Annotated in this window: 25 protein-coding genes; 8 read left to right on the top strand and 17 right to left on the bottom strand. The window is 65.3% G+C overall.

Annotated elements, in window-relative coordinates; translation table 11 throughout:
- Positions 1-65: 65 nt before the first annotated feature.
- The 4 genes from ACLB1G_RS12680 to xapA form a co-directional block, all read right to left on the bottom strand.
- Positions 66-2,447, bottom strand: coding sequence for an aldehyde dehydrogenase family protein (locus tag ACLB1G_RS12680; RefSeq protein ID WP_491627568.1), 2,382 nt, complete (start codon positions 2,445-2,447; stop codon positions 66-68).
- Between the two features lie 15 nt (positions 2,448-2,462).
- On the bottom strand, positions 2,463-3,425 hold the full coding sequence (gene deoC / locus ACLB1G_RS12675) for a deoxyribose-phosphate aldolase (protein ID WP_491627567.1): 963 nt from the start codon (positions 3,423-3,425) through the stop codon (positions 2,463-2,465).
- Positions 3,422-4,615 carry a phosphopentomutase gene (locus ACLB1G_RS12670; RefSeq protein WP_491627566.1) on the bottom strand — a complete coding sequence of 398 codons (1,194 nt, stop codon included), beginning with the start codon at positions 4,613-4,615 and terminating at the stop codon, positions 3,422-3,424. The genes deoC and ACLB1G_RS12670 overlap by 4 nt, the downstream gene beginning before the upstream one ends.
- Positions 4,616-4,797: 182 nt before the next feature.
- Entirely contained in the window at positions 4,798-5,634 is an 837-nt protein-coding gene (xapA, locus tag ACLB1G_RS12665) for a xanthosine phosphorylase (RefSeq protein ID WP_491627565.1), read from the bottom strand.
- A 232-nt stretch (positions 5,635-5,866) separates the two neighbouring features.
- On the opposite strand from xapA, the gene ACLB1G_RS12660 reads away from it, so the two are divergent.
- From ACLB1G_RS12660 to ACLB1G_RS12650, 3 genes are read left to right on the top strand one after another with little or no spacing between them, the layout of a single operon-like run.
- Complete coding sequence (locus ACLB1G_RS12660) at positions 5,867-6,997, top strand: carbohydrate kinase (protein ID WP_491627762.1); 1,131 nt, start codon at positions 5,867-5,869, stop codon at positions 6,995-6,997.
- 3 nt (positions 6,998-7,000) lie between these two features.
- Positions 7,001-7,933 (top strand): pseudouridine-5'-phosphate glycosidase, encoded by a 933-nt coding sequence (locus tag ACLB1G_RS12655; RefSeq protein WP_491627564.1) that lies wholly within the window; start codon positions 7,001-7,003, stop codon positions 7,931-7,933.
- A 22-nt stretch (positions 7,934-7,955) separates the two neighbouring features.
- Complete coding sequence (locus tag ACLB1G_RS12650; protein ID WP_491627563.1) at positions 7,956-8,864, top strand: LysR family transcriptional regulator; 909 nt, start codon at positions 7,956-7,958, stop codon at positions 8,862-8,864.
- On the opposite strand, the gene ACLB1G_RS12645 is transcribed toward ACLB1G_RS12650, so the two are convergent.
- From ACLB1G_RS12645 to ACLB1G_RS12625, 5 genes are all read right to left on the bottom strand, one after another.
- On the bottom strand, positions 8,850-9,569 hold the full coding sequence (locus tag ACLB1G_RS12645) for a PEPxxWA-CTERM sorting domain-containing protein (RefSeq protein ID WP_491627562.1): 720 nt from the start codon (positions 9,567-9,569) through the stop codon (positions 8,850-8,852). The two genes, ACLB1G_RS12650 and ACLB1G_RS12645, sit on opposite strands and share 15 nt — an antisense overlap.
- Positions 9,570-9,734: 165 nt before the next feature.
- Positions 9,735-10,385 carry a pyroglutamyl-peptidase I gene (gene pcp, locus ACLB1G_RS12640; RefSeq protein WP_491627561.1) on the bottom strand — a complete coding sequence of 217 codons (651 nt, stop codon included), beginning with the start codon at positions 10,383-10,385 and terminating at the stop codon, positions 9,735-9,737.
- Between the two features lie 40 nt (positions 10,386-10,425).
- Complete coding sequence (locus ACLB1G_RS12635; protein ID WP_491627560.1) at positions 10,426-11,376, bottom strand: DUF979 domain-containing protein; 951 nt, start codon at positions 11,374-11,376, stop codon at positions 10,426-10,428.
- Positions 11,373-12,092: a DUF969 domain-containing protein gene (locus ACLB1G_RS12630; protein WP_491627559.1), complete on the bottom strand. Its 720-nt coding sequence runs from the start codon at positions 12,090-12,092 to the stop codon at positions 11,373-11,375. Before ACLB1G_RS12630 ends, ACLB1G_RS12635 begins: the two co-directional genes overlap by 4 nt.
- Positions 12,093-12,329: 237 nt before the next feature.
- Entirely contained in the window at positions 12,330-14,633 is a 2,304-nt protein-coding gene (locus ACLB1G_RS12625) for a TonB-dependent receptor domain-containing protein (protein WP_491627558.1), read from the bottom strand.
- Between the two features lie 388 nt (positions 14,634-15,021).
- Here ACLB1G_RS12625 and ACLB1G_RS12620 point away from each other — a divergent pair, with 388 nt between their 5' ends.
- The 5 genes from ACLB1G_RS12620 (at position 15,022) to ACLB1G_RS12600 (ending at position 20,145) form a co-directional block, all read left to right on the top strand.
- Entirely contained in the window at positions 15,022-16,017 is a 996-nt protein-coding gene (locus tag ACLB1G_RS12620) for a BMP family lipoprotein (protein WP_491627557.1), read from the top strand.
- Positions 16,018-16,089: 72 nt separating this feature from the next.
- Positions 16,090-17,619, top strand: coding sequence for an ABC transporter ATP-binding protein (locus ACLB1G_RS12615; protein ID WP_491627556.1), 1,530 nt, complete (start codon positions 16,090-16,092; stop codon positions 17,617-17,619).
- A complete protein-coding gene (locus ACLB1G_RS12610) occupies positions 17,616-18,689 on the top strand; it encodes an ABC transporter permease (protein ID WP_491627555.1) in 1,074 nt (357 codons plus the stop codon). The genes ACLB1G_RS12615 and ACLB1G_RS12610 overlap by 4 nt, the downstream gene beginning before the upstream one ends.
- A 7-nt stretch (positions 18,690-18,696) precedes the next feature.
- The gene (locus ACLB1G_RS12605; protein WP_491627554.1) at positions 18,697-19,668 is read left to right on the top strand and encodes an ABC transporter permease; all 972 of its coding nucleotides are present in this window, start codon (positions 18,697-18,699) and stop codon (positions 19,666-19,668) included.
- Between the two features lie 168 nt (positions 19,669-19,836).
- A complete protein-coding gene (locus ACLB1G_RS12600) occupies positions 19,837-20,145 on the top strand; it encodes a hypothetical protein (protein ID WP_491627553.1) in 309 nt (102 codons plus the stop codon).
- 44 nt (positions 20,146-20,189) lie between these two features.
- Here ACLB1G_RS12600 and ACLB1G_RS12595 read toward each other — a convergent pair whose 3' ends face one another.
- The 8 genes from ACLB1G_RS12595 to ACLB1G_RS12560 all read right to left on the bottom strand — a co-directional run bounded on the left by ACLB1G_RS12595 (position 20,190) and on the right by ACLB1G_RS12560 (position 26,427).
- Complete coding sequence (locus tag ACLB1G_RS12595; RefSeq protein ID WP_491627552.1) at positions 20,190-20,582, bottom strand: hypothetical protein; 393 nt, start codon at positions 20,580-20,582, stop codon at positions 20,190-20,192.
- A 9-nt stretch (positions 20,583-20,591) separates the two neighbouring features.
- Positions 20,592-20,960, bottom strand: coding sequence for a hypothetical protein (locus ACLB1G_RS12590; protein WP_491627551.1), 369 nt, complete (start codon positions 20,958-20,960; stop codon positions 20,592-20,594).
- Between the two features lie 30 nt (positions 20,961-20,990).
- Positions 20,991-21,371, bottom strand: a complete 381-nt coding sequence (locus ACLB1G_RS12585) for a type II toxin-antitoxin system VapC family toxin (RefSeq protein WP_491627550.1) — start codon at positions 21,369-21,371, stop codon at positions 20,991-20,993.
- Positions 21,368-21,571, bottom strand: coding sequence for a type II toxin-antitoxin system VapB family antitoxin (locus ACLB1G_RS12580; protein WP_491627549.1), 204 nt, complete (start codon positions 21,569-21,571; stop codon positions 21,368-21,370). The genes ACLB1G_RS12585 and ACLB1G_RS12580 overlap by 4 nt, the downstream gene beginning before the upstream one ends.
- A 145-nt stretch (positions 21,572-21,716) precedes the next feature.
- Entirely contained in the window at positions 21,717-22,289 is a 573-nt protein-coding gene (locus tag ACLB1G_RS12575; RefSeq protein WP_491627548.1) for a hypothetical protein, read from the bottom strand.
- A 130-nt stretch (positions 22,290-22,419) separates the two neighbouring features.
- A complete protein-coding gene (locus tag ACLB1G_RS12570) occupies positions 22,420-23,490 on the bottom strand; it encodes a S1/P1 nuclease (protein WP_491627547.1) in 1,071 nt (356 codons plus the stop codon).
- Positions 23,487-24,713 carry a phospholipase D-like domain-containing protein gene (locus ACLB1G_RS12565; protein WP_491627546.1) on the bottom strand — a complete coding sequence of 409 codons (1,227 nt, stop codon included), beginning with the start codon at positions 24,711-24,713 and terminating at the stop codon, positions 23,487-23,489. The genes ACLB1G_RS12570 and ACLB1G_RS12565 overlap by 4 nt, the downstream gene beginning before the upstream one ends.
- Before the next feature lie 16 nt (positions 24,714-24,729).
- Complete coding sequence (locus ACLB1G_RS12560; RefSeq protein ID WP_491627545.1) at positions 24,730-26,427, bottom strand: bifunctional metallophosphatase/5'-nucleotidase; 1,698 nt, start codon at positions 26,425-26,427, stop codon at positions 24,730-24,732.
- Positions 26,428-26,453 lie beyond the last annotated feature (26 nt).

Raw genomic sequence — 26,453 nt, 5'->3', positions numbered from 1 at the left:
CGGCGCATGCCCGGCATGGATTGCCGCCTGCGCGGCAATGACGGCGCTGCCGCCGCAGGCCGGGTTCAGACGCCGTAGGGTATCCAGATGTTTTTCACCTGCGAGGCATGGGCCAGCACCGCGCGGCCGCCGGCTTGCGCCGTGCTGAACCAGTCGCGGCCCTTGGCGCCGCCCACCCAGGTGCGCTTCAGGGTGGCGGCCGACAGGCGCTCCACTTCGGCGCAGCCCGCGGCCGAGCCGTCGTGGCGCCACACGGCGTCCACGTCGCCGTGGGTGGCCAGGGTGCGCGCCAGTTCATCGGCGCTGCCGGTCACGATGTTGACCACGCCGCCCGGCAGGTCGGAAGTGTCGAACACCTGGTACAAATCGGTGGCGGAAAGCGGATGCGCTTCCGACGGCACCACCACCACGCGGTTGCCCAGCGCGATGGCGGGCGCCACCAGCGAGATGAAGCCCAGCAGCGGCGCCTCGTTCGGGCACACGATGCCGATCACGCCCAGCGGTTCGTTCAGGGCCACGGTGATGCCGTGCATGGGCGGCTGGTGCGCCAGGCCGTCGTACTTGTCGGCCCAGGCCGCGTAGTAGAACAGGCGCTCGATCGAGGCCTCGACTTCTTTCTGCGCATTCTTGGCGCCGGTCTGGGCGGCGATGCGGGCCGCGAATTCCTCGCCGCGCGCGGCCAGGTTCTCGGCAATGTAGTACAGCACCTGGGCGCGGTTGTGCGCGGTGGCCTTGGTCCAGCCGCCGGCCTTGTGCGCCGCTTCCACGGCGTTGCGGATGTCCTTGCGGTTGCCCTCGCCCACTTCGGCCAGGAACTCGCCGCTGGCGCCGTAGACGGCGCGGCTGTAGGCGCCGTCCGGGCGGGCCTGCTTGCCGCCTATGTACAGCTTGGCGGTGCGGTCGATGGCGAGCGGGCTGTCCGATACCGGTGCGGCCTTGGCCTTCACAGGAGCCGGCAGCAGCGGCGCGGCCGGGCGCTCGTCCTCGGCGCGCGCGGTCAGGTATTCATACATGCCTTCGCGGCCGCCCTCGCGGCCGTAGCCGGATTCGCGGTAGCCGCCGAAGCCGCAGGCGGCGTCAAACTGGTTGGCGGTGTTAATCCACACCACGCCGGCCTTGACTTGCGGCGCCACGTCCAGCGCCAGGCTGATGTTCTCGGTCCACAGCGAGGCGGCCAGGCCGTACACCGTGTTGTTGGCCAGCTGTACCGCTTCCGGCGGGGTGCGGAAGCTCATGGCCACCAGCACCGGGCCGAAGATCTCGGCCTGCGACACCTCGGCCGAGGTGGAGGCGCCGGTGATCAGGGTGGGCGGGAACCAGGAGCCGCTGGCGGGAATCTCGCAGGCCGGCTGGTAGATGGTGCAGCCTTCGGCGCGGGCCGATTCCACCAGTTTGGCGATGCGCTGCTGCTGCACCGGATCGACCAGGGCGCCGATGTCGATCGACTTGTCCAGCGGCGAACCCAGGGTCAGCTTGTCCATGCGGGCGCGCAGCTTGGCCAGGAATTTCTGCTCGACGGATTCCTGCACCAGCAGGCGCGAGCCGGCGCAGCACACCTGGCCCTGGTTGAACCAGATCGAATCGACCAGGCCTTCGATGGCGGCGTCCAGGTCGGCGTCCTCGAACACGATGAAGGGCGACTTGCCGCCCAGTTCCAGCGACAGCTTCTTGCCGCTGCCGGCCGTGGCCTCGCGGATCAGGCGGCCCACTTCGGTCGAGCCGGTGAAGGCCAGCTTGTCGATGCCGGGATGCTGGACGATGGCCTCGCCCACGCGGCCATCGCCGGTGACGATGTTGACCACGCCGGCCGGCACGCCGGCCTGCTGGCAGATCTCGGCAAACAGCAGCGCCGTCAGCGAGGTGAATTCGGCCGGCTTGAACACCACCGTGTTACCGGCCGCCAGAGCCGGGGCGATTTTCCACGCCAGCATCAGCAGCGGGAAGTTCCACGGCACGATCTGGCCCACCACGCCCACGGCGCGGTAGTCGGCGAATTCTTCCGATTGCAGCTGGGCCCAGCCGGCGTGGTGGTAGAAGTGGCGCGCCACCAGCGGCAGGTCGGCGTCGCGGGTTTCGCGTATGGTCTTGCCGTTGTCCAGGGTTTCCAGCACGGCAAACAAGCGGGCATGCTTTTGCAGCAGGCGCGCCAGCGCGTACAGCACGCGCGCGCGGCCATGGCCGCCCAGCGCCTGCCAGCCCGGCTGGGCGCGGCGCGCCGCTGCCACCGCGCGGTCCACGTCGGCGGCCGTGCCCTGGGTCAGGTCGGCCAGCTTGGAACCATCAGCAGGGTTGGTGGAGGCGAACAATTCACCGGCTTCGGTCCACGCATTGTCGATGAACAGGCCGAACTGGCGGCCGCGCTGCTCCAGCCAGGCCTGCGCTTCTTTTTGGCTTTCGGGTGCGGGGCCGTATTCCATGGTGTTGAGGATCTCTTTGATAGTGGGCATGACGTATCCGTGGTATTAGGGTTGCGCGTGGCGGTGTGCGGCGGAATAGGCGCCGGTCACGTAGTGCTCCAGCTGGCGCTCGATGTCGGTCAGCAGGCTGGAGGCGCCGATGCGGAACAGATGCGGTTCCAGCCACTCGTTGCCCAGTTCTTCCTTCATCAGGGTCAGGTACTGCAGCGCGGCCTTGGCCGTGCCCACGCCGCCGGCCGGCTTGTAGCCGATCTTGAAGCCGGTCTGCTCGTGGTAGTCGCGGATGGCGCGCACCATGGTCAGCGACACCGGTATGGTGGCGTTGACGGCTTCCTTGCCGGTCGAGGTCTTGATGAAATCAGCGCCGGCCATCATGCACACCCACGAGGCCTTGGCCACGTTTTCCAGGGTCACCAGTTCGCCGGTGGCCAGGATGGCTTTCACGTGCGCGTCGCCACAAGCCTGGCGGTAGGCGCGCATCTCGTCATACAGCGCTTGCCAGCTGCCGGTCAGGACGTGCTGGCGGGTGATCACGATATCGATTTCGGAGGCGCCGGCGGCCACCGACAGTTCGATCTCGCGCACCTTGGTTTCCAGGCTGGTGAGGCCGGCCGGGAAGCCGGTCGACACGGCGGCGATCGGCAGGCGGCCCTGCAGCACTTCCACGGCCGGTTTGATCATCTCGTGGTAGACGCACACGGCGCCGGTGGCCAGGGGGTAGTCCTGCAGGTCCAGCGCTTGCACCAGGTCGGCACGCAGCGGGCGCAGCGCCTTGCGGCACAGGCGCTCCACGCGGCCCGGGGTGTCGTCGCCGGACAGCGTGGTCAGGTCGATCAGGCCGATGGCCTTGACCAGCCAGGCGGCCTGGTATTCCTTCTTCACGGTGCGGCGGTTGGCCAGGCTGGCGGCGCGGCGCTCGGCGGCGGATTTGTTGACGTTGATGTGCTTGATCCAGCCCAGGTCCAGGGGGACCGCTTCGTTGCGCTGGAAGCCGGTGATGATAGTCATAACAGATTGGTTCCGTTGGAGAGAGGTTTAACGCCGAGGTGGTGGGCCAGGGTCTGGCCGATGTCGGAGAAGGTGTCGGACACGCCCAGCGCGCGCGGCGCCACGCCGGGGCCGAAGAACAGCACCGGGATGTGTTCGCGGGTGTGGTCGGAGCCGGGCCAGGTCGGATCGCAGCCATGGTCGGCGGTGATCACGGCGATGTCGCCTTCCTGCATTTGCGCGATGAACTCCGGCAGGCGCGCATCCATCTCGTGCAGGGCGTTGCAGTAGCCCACCACGTCGCGGCGGTGGCCGAAGGACTGGTCGAAGTCGACGAAGTTCACGAAGGTCAGCGAGCGGTCGCCGGCCTCGCCCTGCACTTTCAGCAGCGCTTCGAACAGGGCCATGTTGTCCTTGCCCTTGACCACGCGCGACACGCCTTGCGCGGCGTAGATGTCGCTGATCTTGCCCAGGGCGATGACTTCGCCGCCGCTGTCCTTGACGTGGTCCAGCAGCGTGGGCGCGGACGGCGCCACCGCGTAGTCGTGGCGGTTGCTGGTGCGGGTGTAGTTGCCGTTGGCGCCGATGAAGGGACGGGCGATCACGCGGCCGATGTTGTAGGGTTCAACCAGTTTGAAGGCGATCTCGCATACCTCATACAGGCGCTCCAGGCCGAATGCTTCCTCGTGCGCGGCGATCTGCAGCACCGAGTCGGCCGAGGTGTAGATAATCGGCTTGCCGCTGGCCACATGCTCGTCGCCGTGCTTGTTGATGATCTCGGTGCCGGACGCGTGGCAATCGCCCAGGAAGCCCGGCACGCCGGTCAGTTCCTGCAGCCTGGCGGTCAGCTCGGCCGGGAACGAGGGCACGGTCTTGGGGAAGTAGCCCCAGTCGAACAGCACCGGCACGCCGGCGATTTCCCAGTGGCCGCTCTGGGTATCCTTGCCGGTGGACTGTTCGCGCGCCACGCCCCAGGCGCCGGTAAAGCCGTCGCGCTGCGCGAAGCCGGCGGCCCACTCGCCGCTGGCCAGGTGGCCGGCCGCGGCCAGGCCGATCTTTTCCAGGTTGGGCAGCGACATGGGCTTGCCCTGTTCGGCCGCCCAGCGGGCGATGTGGCCGAAGGTGTTGGCGCCGGCGTCGTTGTACTTGGCCGCATCCGGCAGCGCGCCCAGGCCGAAGGAATCCAGCAGAAGGATGAATGCACGTTTCATAACGATGACTCCAGTATCGTTGGCGCCGTCATTCCTGCGGAAGCAGGAATCCATGCTGAAGCCGTGTTGACGCGGCCTCGGTATAGGCTCCCGCCTGCGCGGGAGCGACGTTGTGGATAGCTTTACAGTGTAGGTACTATCGCGGAAAAACAAAGGGGCGGACCAGCCGCCCCTCCCAGGTGTTACGCCTGTGGCGTCTGCGCCACTTTGCCCAGGTAGGCCAGGATCAGCTTGACCAGCGATTCGGCGCCGATGGCGGCGTATTTCAGGGTCTGCTCATGCGACAGCGGGAACGGCGACAAGCCCTCGGCCAGGTTGGTGATGACCGACACGCCCACCACTTTCAGGCCGCAATGGCGGGCCGACACCACTTCCGGCACCACCGACATGCCGACCACGTCGGCGCCCAGGGTCTTGAAGGCGCGGATTTCCGCCGGGGTCTCGAAGTTGGGGCCGGCGTAGGCGATGTACACGCCTTCGTGCAGGGTCACGCTCTGCTCGGCGGCGGTGGCCTGCAGCAGCTTGCGCAGGTCGGCGTCGTAGGCATTGGCCATGCTGAAGAAACGCGGGCCGAAGCGCTCGTCGTTGGGGCCCATCATCGGGGTGCCCGGCAGGAAGTTGATATGGTCGTTCAGGGCTACCAGCGAACCGGCGTCCACTTCCGGACGCAGCGAACCGGCGGCATTGGTCACGAACAGGAATTCGCAGCCCAGCAGTTTCATGGTGCGCACGGCGCTGGTCATCACGCCCAGGCCATAGCCTTCGTACACGTGGCCGCGGCCCTTCATGCACACCACCGAAACGCCGGCCAGGGTGCCGATCACCAGTTCGCCGGCATGGCCGTGTACGGTGGAGATGGGGAAGCCCGGCAGCTCATCGTAGGCAATGGTGACGGCGTCGCTCATCTGCTCGGCCAGCACGCCCAGGCCGGAGCCCAGGATCAGGGCCACGCGCGGCTTGAAATCGGCCGGCAGGCGCGAACGGATGATGGCGGCTGCCTGGAATGGAGAGTTATTCATGGATATCCTCGTTTTTGGTATGGAAGTACAGCCGACGGCGGGCCTGAAGGGCTTGCTGGTATGTATCCGACACTATGCCTGAAGCTGTATATGTATAGCAAATACCATTTTTCTTCTATATTTATATTCATGTCGTCTAAATCCCGAATGAAATACGTGCGCGCGGGCCTGGATTGACAGTCGAAGGACAAATGTTTACCATCACAAACAATTGTTCAATACCCTGCCCGCCGTGACCGACGCTTCCAAGAAGGACCAGCTTTACCAGCTGATCCGCGCCAACCCCTTCATTTCCCAGCAAGACCTGGCGGTCGAGCTGCGCCTGTCGCGCTCGGCCGTGGCCGGCCACATCGCCAGCCTGATACGCGAACGCCGCCTGCTGGGCCGCGCCTACGTGCTGCCGGACCGCCGCCCCATCCTCTGTATAGGCGCTGCCAACCAGGACCGCAAGCTGCGCAGCATCGCGCCGCTGCAGATGGGCACCTCGAATCCCGCCAGCGCCGAGGAAGTGTTTGGCGGGGTGGCGCGCAACATCGCCGAGAACCTGGCGCGCCTGAATGTGCCGACCGCCCTCCTGACCGCCCTGGGCGAGGACGGCGCCGGGCGCGCCCTGCTGGAGCACGCGGAACACGCCGGGATCGACACGCGCGGCAGCCTGCGCGTCCAGGATGGCGCCACCGGCACCTACACGGCGGTGCTCGATGCGCGCGGTGAACTGGTGCTGGCCCTGGCCGACATGGCCGTGTACGAGCGCATGACGCCGGAATTCCTGGCCAGCCGCCAGCCGCAGCGCGCCGCTGCCGCCCTCACCGTGGCCGACCTGAACCTGCCGGCCGCCAGCGTGGCCGCCCTGCTGCAGGACGCCCAGCGCGACCACGTGCCGCTGGTGATGGTGGCCGTGTCCCAGCCCAAGATGGCGCGCCTGCCGGCCGACCTGCGCGGCCTGCGCCTCTTGATACTCAACCGCGGCGAGCTGGAAACCCGGGCCGGACGCGCCCTGCCCACCGAGGCCGACGTCGGCGCCGCCTGCACCGGGCTGCGCGAACAGGGCGTACGCGACGTCATCGTCACCTGCGGCAGCCAGGGCGTCTACCATACCCGTGGCGCCGGGCTGGCCTGGCTCCCCGCCCATCCGGTGGAGGTGGTGGACGTGACCGGCGCCGGCGACGCCTTCTCGGCCGCCGTGTGCTGGTCGCTGTACCAGGGCAGCGAAGACCTGGGCCTGGCCTGCCGCCGCGGCTTGAAGGTGGCCGCCATGACGCTGGAATGCAACGAGACCGTGTCGCCGCTGCTGGCGGCCGATGTGCTGGACGAGATACACGACTTTGACTTGAGCGCCCCGCTCTTTCCCCCACAGGACTGACCCATGCAACCCTACCTGCTGTTTTCGGCCGAAGTGGCCGCCGCCCGCGCCGCCGGCCTGCCCATCGTGGCGCTGGAATCGACCATCATCTCGCACGGCATGCCCTATCCGCAGAACGTGCAGACCGCGCGCGAAGTGGAACAGATCATCCGCGACGGCGGCGCGGTGCCGGCCACCATTGCCATCATCGATGGAAAAATCTGCATCGGCTTGTCCGATCAGCAGCTGGAGCTGCTGGGCAGCTCGCCGGACGCCATGAAGGTGTCGCGCCGCGACCTGGCCTATGTGCTGTCACAGAAAAAACTGGGCGCCACCACGGTGGCCGCCACCATGATCTGCGCCCGGCTGGCCGGGATCGCGGTGTTCGTCACCGGCGGCATAGGCGGCGTGCACCGCGGCGCCGAGACCAGCTTCGATATCTCGGCCGACCTGCAGGAACTGGCCCGCACCTCGGTGGCGGTGGTGTGCGCCGGGGTCAAGTCCATCCTCGACATCGGCCTGACGCTGGAATACTTGGAAACCCAGGGCGTGCCGGTGGTCAGCGTGGGCCAGCGCGGCTTCCCCGCCTTCTTCACGCGCGAGAGCGGTTTCAACGCCGACTTCCAGCTCGACACCCCGGCCGAACAGGCGGCCTTCATCCAGGCCAAATGGGCGCTGGGCCTGGAAGGCGGCGTGGTGGTCAGCAATCCGGTGCCGGCCGATGAGGCCATGCCCAAGGAGGAAATCGACGCCATCACGGAACAGGCGCTGCGCGAGGCCGGCGAACAGGGCGTCAGCGGCAAGAATGTCACCCCCTTCCTGCTGGCGCGCATCAAGCAGCTGACCGGCGGGCGCAGCCTGGCCACCAATATCGCGCTGGTGAAGAACAACGCGCGCTGCGGCGCGGCGCTGGCCAGGGCACTTGCCACCTCGCTGCAACAGCACGCCGCCTCCTGAACCGCGCTACAATCGGCCCGCCATGTCCATCGACCTGAAACAGTTAAAGTATTTTCTCGCCGTCGCCGAAGAAAAGAGCTTCAGCCGGGCGGCGGAACGGCTGCACATCTCGCAGCCGCCCCTGAGCCAGCAGATCATGAAGCTGGAGAACGAGCTGGGCGTGAAACTGTTCGCGCGCACCACGCGCAGCTTCGAGCTGACTGTGGCCGGCAAGGCCCTGATGGGCGAGGCTGCCGAGCTGCTGGGCAAGATGCGCATGACCATAGACACCATACGCCAGATCGACCGCGGCGAGGTGGGACGGCTGCGGGTGGGCATCGTCGGTTCCGCCATGTGGGGGCCGATACCCAGCCTGCTGGAGGAATTCCAGACCAAGTTTCCGCGCGTGACCTGGACCCTGCATGAACTGGGACCCACCGCGCAGTACGAAGCGCTGCGCGCCAAGCAGGTGGACGTGGGCTTCTGGCGCGAACCGAAGTTGAACGAGGATGATCTGCGCCAGGACAACCTGCGCCAGGAACTGTGCTTCCGCGAGAACGTGTGCGTGGCCATCAACGAACACCACCCGCTGGCCAAGCAGGACGCCATCGAGCTGACCGACATCGCGGACGAACCCATGCTGACCATGGCGCTCGATAAATCGGCCTTCCCGCGCTACCTGATACAGTGCTGCGTGAACGCCGGCTTCCAGCCCGCCATCTTCCAGGAAGCGACCGAGCCGCAAACCCTGCTGGCCATGGTGGGCGCCGGCCTGGGCGTGACCCTGATCCCGGAGACGACGAGCCGGATCGGCTGGCCGGGCGTGGTGTTCCTGCCCATCCGCACTAATCCGCCCTCGGCCAACCTGTACATCACCTACACCACGCTGGACGATGCGCCGGTGGTGCGGGCCTTCCTGAATATCCTGAATCCGCCCTCACGCGCGGAATGAGCGGCGGCGCGCCACGGCGCCCACCAGGCCCAGGCCGCCCAGCAGCATGGCCCAGGTTTCCGGCTCCGGCACCGGCGCCAGCGTGCCGGGCGACACGCTCTGCAGGGTGGCGCTGATGCTCAGCTCATGGAAGCCGTCGACCCAGAAGCCCTGCAGGGTGCGGGTGCCGAACAGCGATTCGTTCAGGGGCGCCGGCAGGCTGGTGTCGCTCAGCGCGGTGGCGCTGCCATCGGACAGCGTGATGTAGCCGGCCGTGGTGATCATCCCGAAGTTACCTGTTGCAAACTCAACGGCGTCGGCGCCGTAATAGTCCGAAGAATTATTGGATACCGCCACCGAATACACCAGCGATGGATCGCTCTGGTAAGAGAAGCCGCCGCGCACCAGCGTGTAGGAGACCGACACACCCGGCAGGTCGTAATAGGTTTGACTGCCTGACCTCGGCTGGGACTGGTAAGCGGACAAGGTGGCCAGCGACAGGTCATAGGAATACTGGCCGGTGATGGTGTCGCCCAGGCGCACGTCCACCGGCGTCACGTAGTTGTGGTCCACCGCGTTGATGGTGCCAGCCAGGAAGTCGACCTCCACCAGCGCAGTGACGACGGCGGTGAAATCCACCGTGACCCGCTCCGCCCGCGCCTGCTGTCCAGCCAGCGCGCAACCCAGTGCCGCCAAAGCCGCCATCCGCTTCATGTAATGCGCCATCCGCTACTCCTTTCGCAACATTGTCAATCCGGAAAGCAATTATAAGGACTACATTAAAAATGAAGCAAGTTTTAATGTGTAACGGTCTCGACACGATCATGACACAAAATTGGAAACGCATGCGGCCGAACGCCAGCCTCTGTTGCGGCGCAACATCAGATCGCGCTAATGGGTGACGCCCCCGGCCAGGCGCACATCGACATCGGCGGCCAGCGACGTGCGGATGGCGATGCGCAAGCCTTCCACCACGCAGTCCAGGCTCATGCTGGGCGCACCCGGATGGCGGGCCGCCTGCTGCGGTAAATAAGGGATGTGGATGAAACCGGCGCGCATGGTGGTGCCCCACTCGTCCGACTGGTGCAGCAGGCTGTAGAACACGTGGTTGCAAACGAAGGTGCCGGCCGAATGCGAGACCGAGGCCGGCAAGCCGCGCTCGCGCAGGGCAGCCACGATCGCCTTGACCGGCAGGGTGGAGAAATAGGCGGCCGGGCCGTTGACGTTGACCGGCTGGTCGATGGGCTGGCGCTGCTCGTTATCCGGGATGGGTGCGTCGTCGATGTTGATGGCGACCCGCTCCACCGACAGGTCGCTGCGTCCGCCGGCCTGGCCGACCGCGATCACCACGCTGGGCTGCAGTTCCTCGATGGCCTGGTGCAGCACCTGGCTGGATTTGCCGAACACGCAGGGCAGCTGGCGCGCATGCACGACGAAATCGCCTTCATGCCAGCCTTGCAGGGCGCTGACGGCTTCCCACGATGGGTTGATGGACTCCTGGTTGAATGGTTCGAACCCGGTTAACAAGATTATCTTTTTCATCTACGCATACTCCGCACGCCTGGCGCACAACCCTGCTACTTTACATCAGAAAGTACAGCAACAGGATATTGGCTCCCAGCAGCGGCAATGCGGTGGGGATCTGGGCCTTGATGACGGCGTGCTTGTCGGGCAGTTCCAGCAGCGCGGCCGGCACCATGTTGAAGTTGGCCGCCATGGGCGTCATCAGGGTGCCGCAATAGGCGCTGAACATGCCGATGGCCGCCATTACGGCCGGGTTGGCGTGGTAGACGCCGACCAGGATGGGAATGCCGACCCCGCCCGCCATCACCGGGAAGGCGGCGAAGCCATTGCCCATCACGATGGTGAACAGGGCCAGGCCCACGCAGTACACGGTGACCGCCGCAAGCCGGGTGTCCAGGCTGACATAGGCGGTGCTGATGTGGGCCACCGCCTTGCCGACCCCGGCCTCGGAAAACAGCAATCCCAGCACGGCCAGCATGTGCGGCAGCACCACGGCCCAGCCCATGCAGTCGACCAGGCGGCGCGCCTCGCGCATGGCCTGGGTGGGCGCGCTGCGCGTCAGCCAGCAGGCCAGGGCCACGGCCAGCAGCGAGCCGCAGCCCAGGCTGACCAGGGTCGCGTCCTTGGGATCGAACAGCTGGCGCCCGGCCACTTCCAGGCCCTTGAGCACAGTGGAGCCGAACACGGTGACCAGGGGGATGGCCAGGGCCGGTATCAGCAGCTTGTGGCCCAGGCGCGCGGCGCTGGACTGGCGCTGCTCCGCGCTCAGCCCCGGATGGCGGCCCATGGCGACGCCGCCGAAGCCGGCAATCAGGGCCATGGCCACCATCACGGCGCCGGCCGCCTCCGGCGCCAGGCGGTCGCCGGCCAGGTAGATCAGCGCGTACAGGCCCCAGAACAGGGCGCTGCCATAGCGCCGGGGATGGGCGGCGTCGCGCAGGGTCATGATGGCGATGGCGGCCAGCATCAGGCCCAGTACGACGTAGAAATGCTCGAGCCTGAGTATCATGGCGCCGCCTTGCCGTCCGCCTGTCCGGCGCGCGCCAGCTCGCGCTTGATGTGTTCGTCCAGCCGCCGCAAACGCCAGGCGTGCACCACGAAGGCCGTGACAGCGGTGGGGATGCCCCACAGCGCCATGTGCAGCGGGTTGACCTCTATGCCCTCGGCACGCAGGATGGTCTGCATCAGCACGATGGCGCCGAAAGCCACGAACACATCCTCGCCGAAGAACAGGCCGACGTTGTCGGTGGCGGCCGCCATGGCGCGTATGCGCAGGCGCAGGGCCGGCGTCAGATCCGGATGGCGGGCCTCGGCCGCGCCCTCGGCCATGGGCGCGACCAGCGGGCGCACCATGTTGGCGTGGCCGCCCAGGCTGGTCAAGCCGCAGGCGGCGGCCAGTTCGCGGATGGCCAGGTAGACGATCAGCAGCCGCCCGGCCGTGGCGGAGCGGATGCGCGAGATCACGGCCTGGGCGTGCTCCTTCAGGCCGAAACGCTCCAGCAGGCCGATGGCGGCCAGCGGCAGCAGCAAGATCATGGGCAGGTTGCGGGTCTTGACGAAGGCCGCGCCCAGCGAGGCCAGGATGTGCTCCACCGGCATGGCGGCGCACAGCCCGGTGACGGCGCAGGCGGCGATCACCACCAGCACCGGATGGGCGCGCAGGACGAAGCCGGCCACGATGACGGCCACGCCCAACAACGGCCACAGATTAACGGCGTCATGCATACCACTCTCCTCCGATGTCCACCCCAGCGGTGTCTGTCCACACCAGCGGTGTCAGGTCTGCCATTGGTACATGAGTCCGCCATTTCTGGCAAGCTCATGTACTTTTGGCAGAGCTGACACCAGCGGTGCTTTTGACACCAGCGGTGCTTTTGGCAGACCTGACACCAGCGGTGGACACCAGCGGTGCGCTTCGCAAAGCGAGCTCATGTCCGAATGTGAGATCTGACCCCGAAGATTTTAGAACGAGACCTTGAAGGTGGCGCCCCAGGTGCGGGGTTCGTTCAGCATGCCGGTCAGGTTGTCGAAGTCGATCGCGCCGATCAGCACCCGCTTGTCGGTGATGTTGCGGCCGAAGCCGGCCACTTCATATTTGCCGTTGCCCCATTTGTAGCCCACCCGCAGGCCGCCTTCGGTGAGCGGCTTGGCCTTGTACTCGGGCGCCTCGTACAGGAAGAAGTTGTAGCTGCTGCGGTAGGCCCAGTCGGTGTAGGCGTAGAACTCGCCATCGCCGAGCTCGGTGCTGTACTTGAGGGTGAAGTTGAGCTGGGTCTTGGGCGCGCGCGGCAGCGGGTTGCCGTTGATGCTGGAGGTGCCCGCGAACGGACCGGCGGCATTGGTCGGGGTGCAGCCGCTGGCCTTGTTGTTGGTCACGTTGCCGCAATACTGCACGTACAGGCTGGGGTCCTTGATCTCGGTATCGTTGTAGCTGCCGCCGAAGGTGGTGCTGAAGCCGTTGCCCAGGTTGGCCTGCAGGTCCAGCTCCACGCCCTGGCCGGTGACCTTCTCGGCGTTGATCAGCTGGTTCATGTTGACGTTGCCGCTGCCGGCCGTCAGCTGCTTGTCCTTGATGCGGTACTGGAACACGCTGGCGCTCAGGCGGGCGCGCTTGCCGAACAGGTCCTGCTTGACGCCGGCCTCGTAGGACAGGGCTTTCTCGGCGCCGGCAAACGAGGGCTTGTCGGTCAGGCCGTTCAGGCGGCCCTGCATGGACGGCGCGCGGTAGCCGGTGGCGACGCGGGCGAACAGGTTGGTGTCCTTGTCCAGCTCATAGGTGCCGCTCAGGTCCCAGCTGACGTTGTGCGAAGTGTTGTCGATCTCGAACGGGCCGGACACCAGCGGCGGCTCGACCCGCGAGGCCGAGAATTCCTTCTTGTCGCTGGTGTAGCGCAGGCCGCCGCGCAGCTTGAACTGCTCGCTGACGCTGTAGTTGAGCGAGCCGAAGGCGGCCCAGGACTTGGCTTTCTGGTACTGCACGGCGTAGGCCGCATTCTGCGGATTGCCGGCGGCGAAGGTGTTGAAGCTGATCGAATCGATCTGGATGTTCTCGTCAAAGAAGAACAGGCCGCCTATCCATTGCAGCGGCCCCTTGTAGTTGGACTCGGCGCGGAACTCCTGGGTGAACTGCTTGTGGTTGGGCAGCAGGTCGGCGGTCTCGACCGCGAACGGGATGAAACCGGGGCCGTACGGCGGGGCGTACACGGCGCCATAGCCGCCATCCACGTCGGCGCGGCTGTAGAAGTCCAGCTTCTCGTAGCCGGTGATCGAGTGCAGGGTGATGTCGTCCAGGTTGTACTTGATGCGGATGTTGCCGCCCTTGGTGCGCAGGTGCTGGTAGTTGATGCCGTCGCTGGGGTAGGAGCCGTAGTCGAAGCCGTCCACCAGGTCGTTGGTGCCCTTCTTGATGATGTTGGCGCGGAACAGGGTGGCGCTGCCGTGGTAGTCGCGCCCGTGCAGATTGAACAGCACGCTCAGGTCCTTGTTGGGCTGCACCAGGGCCTGCAGGCGGTAGGCCTGGTCGCCATAGCCTTCGAAGTCCTGGGTGCCCTTGCCGGACGGGTTGGTGTTTTTTACGCGGTCGTCGCGGTGCTGGCTGGTGGCCGAGAAGCGCAGCGCCACCGTGTCGCTGACCGGCACGTTGTACACGCCTTCCACGTTCTTGGCCGAGTAATTGCCCACCCCCAGGGTCAGATAGCCTTCCTGCTTGAACACCGGCTTGGCCGAATCGAACTTGATCACGCCGGCCGGCGAGTTGCGGCCGAACAGGGTGCCCTGCGGGCCGCGCAGCACTTCCACCTGGTCCACGTCGAACACGGGGAAGCCCTTCAGCATGGCGTTTTCCTGGACGATGTCGTCCATCACCAGGCCCACCGGCTGCGAGGCGTTCAGGTCGAAGTCCGTGTTGCCCAGGCCGCGGATGTAGAAGCGCGGGAAGGTGCGGCCATAGTCCGATTCCACGTTGACCGACGGCGAGCGGCCGGACAGGAAGCGGATGTCGGCCGCGCCCGAGGTCAGCACGTCCAGCTTGTCGCCCTTCATGGTGGCGATGGACATGGGCACGTCCTTGATGTTCTCGGCGCGGCGCTGGGCCGTCACGATCACGGTTTCCAGCTGGCCAGCGGCGGCCGGAGTGGATTGCGGATCGGCCGCATCGGCCGACGGCTCCGGGGCGGCGGCGGGATCGGCCAGCGCCTGCAGCGGATAAGCGGCGGCCACGGCCAGCGCGATCAGTGTACGGACTGCAAATTTGCTTGGTTGCTTCATCTTCCTGGCTCCCTCAATGATGTGTAAAGACTATATTTCTTATAACGATATGCAAATAACAACGATGCTAACCCAGTTTTTACACCCAGGATTCATATTTAAATCATATAAATAGCCAAGAAAAAACGTATTTGCTGCGAATAACAGCAGTGGGGCATAGTTATGGACCGGCGGAGTACGCTCTGGGAAGCGCCGCCACAAGCGGCGCACTATGAGGCGGCCACATCGACCCTGTGGCCGCCGGTCCCTTGCCCGGTATGGCGGCCTTCTTTGCTGGGAAGACAATGTTGCGGCGCTGCGACATCGGCTGCGGGCATGGAATATGCTGGCAAATTGGATGTATACCCCAATAAAAATATACAATACCGATCTTCCCAGGAGCTTATACATGAAACTTTCACAACTTGGTTTGACCCTTGCAGCCATGTCCATCGCTGCCAGCGCGTCCGCGGCTGACCCTAAGCTGGGCATCGTGTATGACGCGGGCGGCAAGTTCGACAAATCGTTCAACCAATCGGCTTTCGAAGGCGCCTCGCGCTTCAAGAAAGAAACCGGCATCGACTTCAAGGAAGTGCAAGCCTCCAGCGACACCCAGGCCGAGCAGGTGCTGCGCGGCCTGGCGCGCAAGAACCTGGACCTGATCGCCTCCATCGGCTTCGCCCAGCAGGCCGCCGTGCAGAAGGTCGCCAAGGAATTCCCCAAGGTCCGCTTCGTGCTGATCGACGGCGTGGCGCCGGGCGCCAATATCAACTCCATCACCTTCAAGGAAGAAGAAGGCTCCTACCTGGTCGGCGTGGCCGCCGCCATGGCCTCCAAGTCCAAGAAGATAGGCTTCATCGGCGGCGTCGACATCCCGCTGATCCGCACCTTCGCCTGCGGCTACTCGCAGGGCGCCAAGGCCGTCAATCCCAAGATCGAAGTGAGCGCCAACATGGTGGGCACCAGCGCCCAGGCCTGGAACGATCCGGCCAAAGGCGGCGAGCTGGCCCGCTCGCAATTCGACCGCGGCGTGGACGTGGTGTTCGCGGTGGCCGGCGGGTCCGGCCTGGGCACCCTGCAGACCGCCAAGGAAAAGGGCAAACTGGCCATCGGCGTGGACTCCAACCAGAATTCGCTGTACCCGGGCTCCATCCTGACTTCCATGGTCAAGCGCGTGGACAACGCCGTGTATGACTCCTTCATGCAGATGAAGAACGGCACCTGGAAGGCCGGCGTGACCGCCAAGGGCCTGAAGGAAGGCGGCGTCGACTGGGCGCTGGACGAGAACAACCGCAAGCTGATCACCCCCGAGATCGAAAAGCGCGTGATCGGTGCGCGCAAGGACATCATCGATGGCAAGATCAAGGTGATCGACATCCGTTCCGGCGCCAACTGCCCCGTTTAATTCTTGTATGCCCCTTAACGCGCCGCCGGAGCCTCCTCCGCGCGGCGCGTTTTACTTAACCAAAAACGACCTATGCAGCCAGCAGTAGAATTTCGCGGCATCTCCAAGCATTTCGGAGCTGTGAAGGCGAACACGGACGTCAGCTTCTCCATTGCCAAGGGGTCCATCCATGGCCTGGTGGGCGAGAACGGCGCCGGCAAATCGACCCTGATGAGCATCCTGTACGGATACTACCGCGCCGATGGCGGCGAGATCCTGCTGGACGGCCAGGCGCGCCGCATCCACACCAGCCAGGAAGCCATCGCGCTGGGCATCGGCATGGTGCACCAGCACTTCATGCTGGTCGAGAACATGACGGTGCTGGACAATGTGATGCTGGGCAGTGAAGGCGGCTTCCAGCTCAAGCGCAAGCGCGCGCAAGTCGAAGCCGAGCTGCGCGAAATCTGCCAGCGCTACCGCCTGGAGGTCGATCCGCTGGCCACCATCCACGACCTGTCGGTGGGGGCCCAGCAGCGCGTCGAGATCCTCAAGCAGATCTACCGCAGCGCCAACATCCTGATCCTGGACGAGCCGACCGCCGTCCTGACCGCGCAGGAAACCGCATCGCTGTTCGACATCCTGCGCCTGTTCAAGGAACAGGGCAAGACCATCATCCTGATCACCCACAAGCTGCAGGAAATCCTGGACATCACCGACACCGTGACCGTGATGCGGGCCGGCCGCGTGGTGGGCGCCGTGGCCACCGCCGGCACCACCAAGGAAGACCTGGCCAACATGATGGTCGGGCGTCCGATCGAGAACAACCTGCCGCGCGCGCCCTACAAGCCGGGCGCGCCGGTGCTGGAAGTGGACGGCCTGCAGCTGCTGGACCAGCAGGGCGTCAAGCTGCTGGCCGACATCGGCTTCACGCTGCGCGCCGGCGAGATCGTCGCCATTGCCGGCGTGTCCGGCAACGGCCAGAGCGAACTGATGGAAATCCTGTCCGGCATGCGCCTGCCGACCTCCGGCAAGCTGGACTTCCTCGGCCAGGCCCTGCCTTTCGCGGGCCGCTCGGACGCCGACGGCCTGCCGCGCACCTTCCGCGAACTGGGCATAGGCCACGTGCCGGAAGACCGGCTGCGCGACGGCGTGATCAAGGCTTTCTCGGTCATGCACAACACCATCTTCGGCTATCAGGACAAGCTGAAAAACAAGTGGGGCCTGCTGGACTTCAAGGCCATTGCGGCGCGCTGCGCGGACCTGATGAAGAACTTCGACGTGCGTCCCAACAACCACGACCTGCGTATCGGCCTGCTCTCGGGCGGCAACCAGCAAAAGGTGGTGATCGCGCGCGAAGTGCTGGCCCAGCCCAAGCTGATGCTGGTCGGCCAGCCCACGCGCGGGGTCGACATCGGCACCATCGAGAGCATCCACACCCAGCTGCTCAAGCTGCGCGACCAGGGCGTGGCCATCCTGCTGGTGTCCGTGGAGCTGGAGGAAGTGCGCGCGCTGGCGGACCGCATCCTGGTCATGTGCGGCGGCCGCATCACCGGCGAACTGAAGATTGAAGAATTCGATACCACCCGCATCGGCTTGCTGATGGGCGGGATGCACAAATCATGAATAAAGACTTGCCACGCTGGGCCACGGCCTTTGTCCTGCCCATACTGAATTTGCTGTCGGCCCTGGCGGTGACGGCCCTGGTCGTCCACCTGCTGGGCGAAAGCCCGACCGAGTCGCTGGCCATCCTGGTCAACAGCGCCGTGGTCAATCCGGAAGGCCTGAGCTACACCCTGTTCTACGCCTCCACCTTCATCTTCACCGGGCTGGCGGTCTCGATCGCCATGCAGGCCGGCCTGTTCAACATCGGCGCCGAGGGCCAGATGTACTTCGCCGGCCTGGGCCTGACCCTGGCCATGCTGTGGCTGGACAGCTCGCTGCCGGCCTGGCTGCTGATCCCGGTGGGCATGCTGGGCGCGGCCCTGTTCGGCGCGCTGTGGGCCTTCGTGCCCGGCTACCTGCAGGCCAAGCGCGGCAGCCACGTGGTGGTCACCACCATCATGTTCAACTACATCGCCGCCTCCCTGATGAACACCGTGATCGTCAAGCTGGTGCCGCCCGGCGAGCAGAATCCGGCCAGCCGCGCCTTTGCCGCCGCCGCCGAGATGCCGCGCCTGAACCAGTGGTTGCCGTCGCTGGGCGAGACCCCGCTCAACGTCAGCTTCTTCCTGGCCATACTCGCGCTGGTGATTTACGGCGTGGTGGTGTCGCGTTCGGCCTGGGGCTACAAGCTGCGCGCTACCGGCTTGAACCAGCACGCCGCGCACTACGCCGGCATCCGCATCAGCAAGATGATCATCATCGTGATGCTGATCTCGGGCGCGCTGGCGGGCCTGGGTTCGGTCAATTCCATCATGGGCTCGACCCATTACCTGTCGCTGAACTTCGTGGGTGGAGCCGGCTTCATCGGCATCGCCATCGCGCTGATGGGGCGCCAGCATCCGGTCGGCATCTTCCTGTCGGCGGTGCTGTTCGGGGCCCTGACCCAGGGCGGCTTCGACCTGTCGCTGGAAAAGCAGAACATCCCGCCCGAGATGGTGATACTGGTGCAGGGACTGATCATCCTGTTCTGCGGCGCCATGGAATACCTGTACGCACCGGCCATCGCCAGGATGCTCAAGTTGAAGAAGTGAGGACGAGATGACTTTCGATGACCTGCATATCGGCAGTATCCTGGTATCGACCGTGCGCAATGCGCCGGTGCTGATTTTCGCCGGCATGGCCGGTTTGTTCGCGGAGCGCTCGGGCGTGATCGACATCGGCCTGGAGGGCAAGATCCTGGCCTCGGCCTTCGTCTCGGCGGCGGTGGCCTACACCACCCAGAATCCCTGGTACGGCGTGGCGGCCGGGGTGCTGGCGTCCATGCTGCTGGCCACCCTGCAGGCGTACATCGCCATCACCCAGAAGGGCAACCAGCTGGTGGGCGGGATCGCCATCAACATCGCCATGAGCGGCCTGACCTTCGTGCTGGCCCAGTACTTCTTCCAGCAGGGCGGCCGCACCCCGGACCTGGGCTCGGCGCGCCTGTTCGACGTGGTGCTGCCCGGTTCCGCTGCGCTGGAAAACGTGCCCTTCATCGGCTGGCTGTACGCGCACCTGATCGGCGGCCATTCGGTGCTGGTGTACCTGGCCTTCGGCCTGGTGCCGCTGGTGCACTGGGTGATCTACCACAGCCGCTTCGGCCTGCGCCTGCGCGCCTGCGGCGAGAACCCGCATGCGGCCGACGCTGCCGGCGTCAGCGTCGAACGCCAGCGCTATGCGGCCATGCTGATTGCCGGCTTCCTGTGCTCGTTCTCGGGCGCCTACCTGGCCATCGTGCAGAGCGGCTTCTTCCTGCGCGACATGTCGGCCGGCGCCGGCTACCTGGCGCTGACCGCCATGGTGTTCGGCAACTGGCGTCCGCTGCACACCTTCCTGGGCTGCTTGATGTTCGGCTTCTTCGGCGCGGTGCAGATCCAGATCGAAGGCGTGGAACTGCCCGTGGTGGGCCGCCTGCCGGGCTCGCTGATCCAGATGGTGCCCTATGTGCTGACCGTGATCGTGCTGGCCGGCCTGATGGCAAAATCGGTGGCGCCGAAAGCGCTAGGCACGCCCTTCGTCAAGTCGCGCTGAGCGCGCCCTGCCTCACGACAAAAACGGCGCTGGTTTCCAGCGCCGTTTTTTATTGCCCTTCCGTCCTCAAGTGCCCCCGCTAAAAGCTGCGCGCACTGAAATGCGTTAAGCTAGCTTCACCTACCGAGCACCTTTTCTCAGAAATAAGTTTCGCTTTCGACATTTCAAATGACAGAGAACAGCCCAAACGCAATTCACCTACCTGATCTGAAGCAGGCCATCGACGCCATCTTTCTTCATATGACGGAAGTTCTCAACATCGATCATGTCCCGCTGGATCAAGATTACTACTTGAACATACCCAGGCAGCTTTTATATGAAGCAGGAGACCACTGTCCTCCACTGGAAGTAGGCAGTCTCTTTGAGGATCTTGATTTTATAAACAAGGTGTCGAGGAACAAGGAAGACGCGGTATCACTCATGCTGGTGCACGTCGCTCCGTTATTGCGTTACCTGGCATATAAAGTAGGTCAATAGCATTTCTCGGCAGTGGTCATCCTGTGGGCTTTATTGCATCCGCTTCAGGCGGTCATCAGATGCGGCCACAACAACGCCCCCTGCACGGGCCTGGCCTCGGCAGGCACGGAGCGGATGCCATCGTTCAGCAAACATACTTCCGTGACGTCACCATTAAAATCCTGGGTGACAGCCCACACATGGGGCTGATCCAGCGCCCCGACCACGGTTTGCTGACCGGTCTTCAATTTTGCCAGTGATTGCTGGTCCACAGGCACGACAATCAGCCGCACGCTAGCCGAAGCAAGGTCTACAGCCGACTGGTACACCAGCACCAGTTGGGAGCCAAGCAGGCTGGTGTATATCATCGGCGTTTCCAGCTGATACAGCACTTCTACCGGCTGCATACCCGCAAACGGCGCAGGATCAAGCCGTATTCCATCTGCTATCCAGATCATTGCCGCCTCCTAATGAAATGCAGCACTGCGAACTATGCCATCAAATGGCCACCAGGTCTGATGTAAGGAAAATCGCCCCGGCGTATTTGCAATGACGCCGTGCTGCGCACTCAGCAAGCCCTCCGCAATGTAGCTACCGTTGGAAGGGAACAGACTCAACATGTGCAGGCAATCCGACTTGGCGCCAAAAACCGACAAGCCAAAACACATGCAAAGCATCAAACCTGATTTGCCACGCGCACGGCCCTGCTCCGCGAACGTCCGAAAATCATACTCCTGTGGCGGCGAATTGCGGCACGCACGAAATACCGTGCCGTGACATGGGAGAGCATAGGCAGGTGGGCAGTTCTTGGGCATCGTCAACGATATCGGTTTCATGCTCGCTCCTTATTTCCGGCGCCGCTCGGTTCAGGCCCAATCCGGCCGATGCGCGGCGCCGTAGCGGTATGCCAGGGCAGCCAGGCGGCGGTCCAGTGTCCATAGCTTGACGCCGGGCGTCATCAGCGCCGAGGTCAGCACCATCAGGTCCGACAGCCCGCAGCCCTGGCCATACAAGTGTTCGCTCTCGACGAAGGCGACCACTTCGCGCACGCTGGCGCGCTGGGCCTGGCGCAGCCGCCACAGGTCGCGCAGGATCTGGTGCCGCGACGGCGCCGCGCCGCAGGCGATCTCGCCCCAGATCAGCGGATGGGTCAGCACCAGGTCCAGCCGCAGCAGCGTGGCCAGGGTGTCGTTGCGGCGGCGGAAATGGCTGAACCACACCGAAGTGTCCACCAGCACCTGTTTCATGTGGCGGACTCGGCGTGGGAACGCGGTACGTCCTGCAACTCTGGCAGCATGCCGCCCAGCGCCGCCAACCGTTTGCCGGACTGCACCCTGACGAAGGTTTGTATGGCTACACGGAACAGGTCGGCCTTATCCATGGCGGCGTCCGCCACCTCCAGGGCCGTCTGGTACAGTTCGTCGTCTATGGTCACGGTGGTTCTCATCGTCGTCTCCAGGCAGTTGGGATGGTCCATTCTTGCCCGGCGGCGGCGTCCCGCCCATGATCTTGATCATGCCGACGGCGCTAACATCCCCGCTTTCAACATTCGGCAACAGCTCAGCCGTGGAGTGGATACAGCAACCAGGCCGTCATGGGGGACAACTGCGTGGTCCGGCGCGCCCCGCCTGCAGCCAGGCGCTGGGCGGCGTCGTGCCATGGCGTTCAAACAGCCATAGTCCGCCATGGCGCCTGAATACATAGGAATCCGTATAGCGCTCCGGCGTCGTGGGGTCGGCCCACTCCATCAGGAACGCCAGGCGATCCGGATCGGGCTGGCTCCAGCAAAACAGTACCGTATGCACATAGCGTTGGCCGGGTTCGCGCCGGGTGGCGGGCGGGAAGCGCAGTGTGCTCCTGGCGGCCGGTTCTATATTCCTGACCAGGGCGGCATCGTTGGCCGGCGCCGGCGCCGAGAACAGGCTCAGGGCGAATTCGGCAATGGAGTCCGATGCCGAGTTGATCGCCGCCACATGCTGGCGCTCCGCGTCCACCACGTAGATGCCGCGCTTGGTGGACAGGTATGGCTGCGTAATGAGGACACCATTGCGCTCGGAGGTGGACAGCGGATGGGCCGCTGGCGGCAGGCCGCAAGCGCTCAGGGACAAGGTGGTCATCAGCGCCAGGCAGATGCTGGCGATGGCGGTTGGTATGGTGGTTTTCATGGCGGGAGGCGGCGTGGCAAAACGCCAATCTACGCCAGCGGCGCGCGTGCATGAGATGGCGATTGCCAGGGCGCGCCGCAAGCGATCCAGGGTAGCGCGCCACGCTACCCTGCCCTCTATCACCGCGCGCTCAGTTCGGCCAGATCGCCTGCAGCAGCGCGGCCAGACGGTAGCCGCCCTTGATCAGCTGCTCCTTGGCGGCTGCCGAGCTCGGTACCGGGTAATCGTCCGGCACGGTCAACTTCCACACGCTGTAGGCTTCGCCGGTGCTGCGGCTGGTCTGCTTGGCCATCTGGCCCGGCACCACGCCCACGTGCGCGGCCTTGGCCGCCACCAGGGTGTCGTCCGCCCATTGGTAGGGCCAGGTGGCCGGATCGCCCGTGTTGGCGGCCACCACCGGATGGGTCGCGATCACCGCCTGCGCGAACTGCTCCGGGGTGCGCACGCCGATGCGGCGGAAGGCGTAGTTCACCACCGTGCTGTCCCAGTACGAGTGGAAGGGCTTGGTCAGTGCCTTGTTGGGCGTGGCCGGTGCGTTGTCGCCCCCTTCCTTGGCCGGCGCAGCCGGGATCAGGCGTTCGCTGTTGGCGGTGAGCTTGACGTCGTCCATCAGCAGGTTGTTGCCGCCCTGGGCGTTGAAAATCTGCAGGCCGTCGATGTCGCTGGGCTTCTTGGGCACCACGAAGCCGCCGTCGGCGCCCACGAAGGCAGCGCCCACGTGCAGCGGCTGCGCAATGTCGCCGGTCAGGTGGGTCACCAACAGCAGCGCCTGGCGCTGGGTGAAGTGGTGCGGATTGCTTTCTTCCGTGTCCTTGCCCTGCAGCACGGCGATGGCCTGCTTCAGGGTCTGCACGATGTCCACGTCGGCGGTACCGGCGTCATGGTCGTGATAGTGCTCGTTCTGGAACGGCACGTCGGTGTAGTGGTATTCGCTGTGTTTGGGATTGGCGGCGGTGTAGGCCGTCATTTCGGCGGTCTGCGGGCCGCAATAGGTGCCCTTGACGCAGTCGGCCCAGGTCGAGACCTTTTCCAGGCTCTCGCCCGGCAGCAGCAGGGCCTGGACGTGCTTTTCGGCCGGCGTGCCCTTGAGTAGCTGGTCGGCGATGGCGCCCACGGCGCGGTGGCCGTCGAAGCCCCAGGCCTGGGCGTTGAAGGAGACGAAAGCGCCGCTGAGCGCCACGATGCATGCGAGTTTGTTCATTCCGGGCTGCCTTTGCTAGGTTTGGGATAGGCCTTGTTGATGTCCAGCGCCTGGGCGTATGGCGAGCTCCAGGTCTGTTCGTGCAGGGCGGCGATGCGTTGCGCCATTTTCTCGTTGCGCAGCACCACCTCCAGGTTGCGCGACAGGTCGAAGTAGCCGCCGCTCCAGTTGGAGGTGCCGACCCAGGCGATCTTGTTATCGATGACCATGGTCTTGCTGTGGATGACGCGCGCGAACGGGATGAAACCGGTGGACGCCACCGGCAAGGTCACGATGCGGATTTCCACGTTGGGCAGCAGGGCCAGGCTTTTCAGGTAGACCTGGGCCGGCTGTTCCAGGTTCCAGTTGGAGACCATCAGCTTGATCTTGACGCCGCGATTGGCGGCGGCGCGCACCGCGTTGTCGATCACGGCATAGTACGGACGGGTGCCGTTGGGGCCGTAGCTGAGCGGCGCGTAGTCCAGCAGCTGCACCCTCACCTCGTTTTTCGCTTCGGCCAACAGGGCCGGCAGCGCCGCTTCTGAATCGGCCACGCCGGCCGGGTTGTATTGCGCAGGGCTGGCGACCAGGAAGGCGGACTGGCTGTAGTCGGCGCCCGCCAGCGGCTTGCTGTTGAGCGCAGGCACCGGCTTGCCCGCCGTGTAAAGCCCTTGGGCGCGCCAGTCCTGCTCGAACACCGCCTGCACCTGGCCGACTATCTTCGCATCGGTGATGCGCAAGCCGGTTTCGTGGATGTGGGTGAACGAGCGCCAGTCGAAATTCTGGCTGCCGATGTAGGCCGTGGCGCGGTCCACCACCAGGTATTTGGCGTGCAGGATGCCGTTGCCGGTCAGCTTGTTGAAGTCGATGATGCGCAGTTCCAGGTGGGGAATCTGCTTGATGCGTTCGATGGTGGCCTGGTCCGACAGCCCCACGCCCTTCTGGTCCAGCAGGAAGCGTATCTTCACGCCGCGCTTGCCGGCCGCCTCCAGCCGTTCCAGCACCTTCTCGAACGGGCTGCCGGCCTGGCCGACGATGTAGAACTCGCCGATGGCGATCTCCGATTTGGCGCCGTCGAATAGCTGGCTGAACACGGTGACCGGGTCGCGCAGGTCGGGATTGGACAGCGTGGTCTCGACCGGCGCGGTCTGCACCAGCTCATAGCCGGGAATGGAAAACTCGGCGCGGGCGGCGCCGGCCGCCAGCAAGGCCGGCAGCAGGACGGAGTAACAGGTTCGACGCATGGAAGGCTCCCAAGGGTTATTGAAGGCGCGTGATACGGTTGGCCGGTTCGCTGGCGCCGGCCGGCTTGCCGTCTCGTTCACGCTTGACCAGGTAATCGGTCAGGGCATCTGCGTCGCGGATGCCGGTTTCGGCGCGGCTGCTGCCGGCCACGAACACGGAGAACGCTTCGCCGCCCTCCGCCAGAAAATTGTTGGCCACGATGCGGTAGGAAGTGGAGTCCACCAACGGCGCGCCGTGCAGGCGCACGCTGTCCGGCACCACTTTGGAACCCACCGGCCGCTTCGGGTCCCAGCTGTAGCTGAAGCCGTCCGATACCTGCAGCAGGCCGCGCGTGATATCGCGCCCGCCCAGCCATTGCTGCTCCAGCAGGGCGCGGATCTGGGCCCCGGTCAGATTCATCACCACCATGAAGTTCGCGAATGGCAGCACCTGCAGCACATGGCCCACGGTGACCCGGTTGCCGGAGCCGCTGTCCAGGTCCTGGCGCATGCCGCCGTTGCTCATGAAGGCGATCTGCGCGCCGTATGGGCGCGCCGCGTCCAGGTAGGCGTCGGCCACCATGTCGCCCAGCGCCGATTCGCCATCGTCGCGCCGCTCGCGCAGCACGGACGGCAGCGCGATGCGCGCCACCGGACGCGCCAGCGCGGCGCGGCTGCGGTCGCGCACTTTGTTCAGGTAATCGTCCAGGCGCGTGTCGGCCGGCCAGCGGCCAGGCAGCATCACTTCCTGGCGCGCGTCCACGCTCTGCAGGCTGTTGGTCGCCAGGTCGATGTTGAGCTTCAGGCGCGACATCACGTGCCCGCCCATGTCGGACTGGGTCACCAGGCGGCCGTCCACCTTGCACAGATAGCCCTTGTGCGAATGGCCGCTGACCACCAGGCGGATGGCCGGATCGAGCTTCTTCACCACGTCCACGATGGGGCCGTACAAATGGCTGCAATCCTGCTGGTCGAAGAAATCCGTGGTGCGTCCGCCCTGGTGGATCAGCACCACGAACACGCCCACGCCCTGCTGGCGCAGCGCCGGCAGCTGGCGGTTGATGGCCTGCGCCTCGTCGGTGAAATCGAGGCCGGCGATGCCGGAGGCCAGCGCCTTCTCGGCCGCCTCGCGCAGCACGGCGCCGATGAAGCCTATCTTGACGCCATGCGCTTCCTCGATCTTGTAGGCCGGCAGCAGGGTCTTGCCGGTCTTCAGGTCGACCACATTGGCCGCCAGGTAGGTGAATTTGGCGCCGTCGTAGCGCGGCTCGAACTGGCAGGCCTTTTCCGGACGCGGCGAGGCGCAGCCGCCGTACTGCTGGCGCAGCAACTCGACCCGGCCTGGATCGAATTCATGGTTGCCCAGCGAGCTGACACGCAGTCCCAGCAAGTCCATGGCGCCCAGGCTGGGCTCATCGGCCCACATGTTGGACATGGCGGGACTGCCGCCTATCAGGTCGCCGGCGCCCACCAGCAGCAGCTGCGGGTCTTCGCGGCGCCAGGCTTGCAGGGCCGCGCCCAGGGTATCGATGCCGCCCGCGACCACCGTGCGTTCCTGGCGGTCGGCCACGCTGGTGTAGGTAAACTTGCTCGCTTCGATATTGCCGTGGAAATCGTTCAGCGTCACCAGGTTGACGTCGACCGTGCCGGATGGTGCGCGGTGGGTGGCGCAGCCGGCCAGGGCCAGCAGCAGCGCCAGCGGCGCCAGCAAGCGCCCGGGGCGCGGGATGATCATGGATGCGGAACTCCGTGGGTCACGGC

The organism is Duganella kummerowiae (assembly GCF_053572355.1).
Note: the sequence above shows the minus strand (reverse complement) of the source record. Positions and strands in the feature narration are given on the sequence as shown.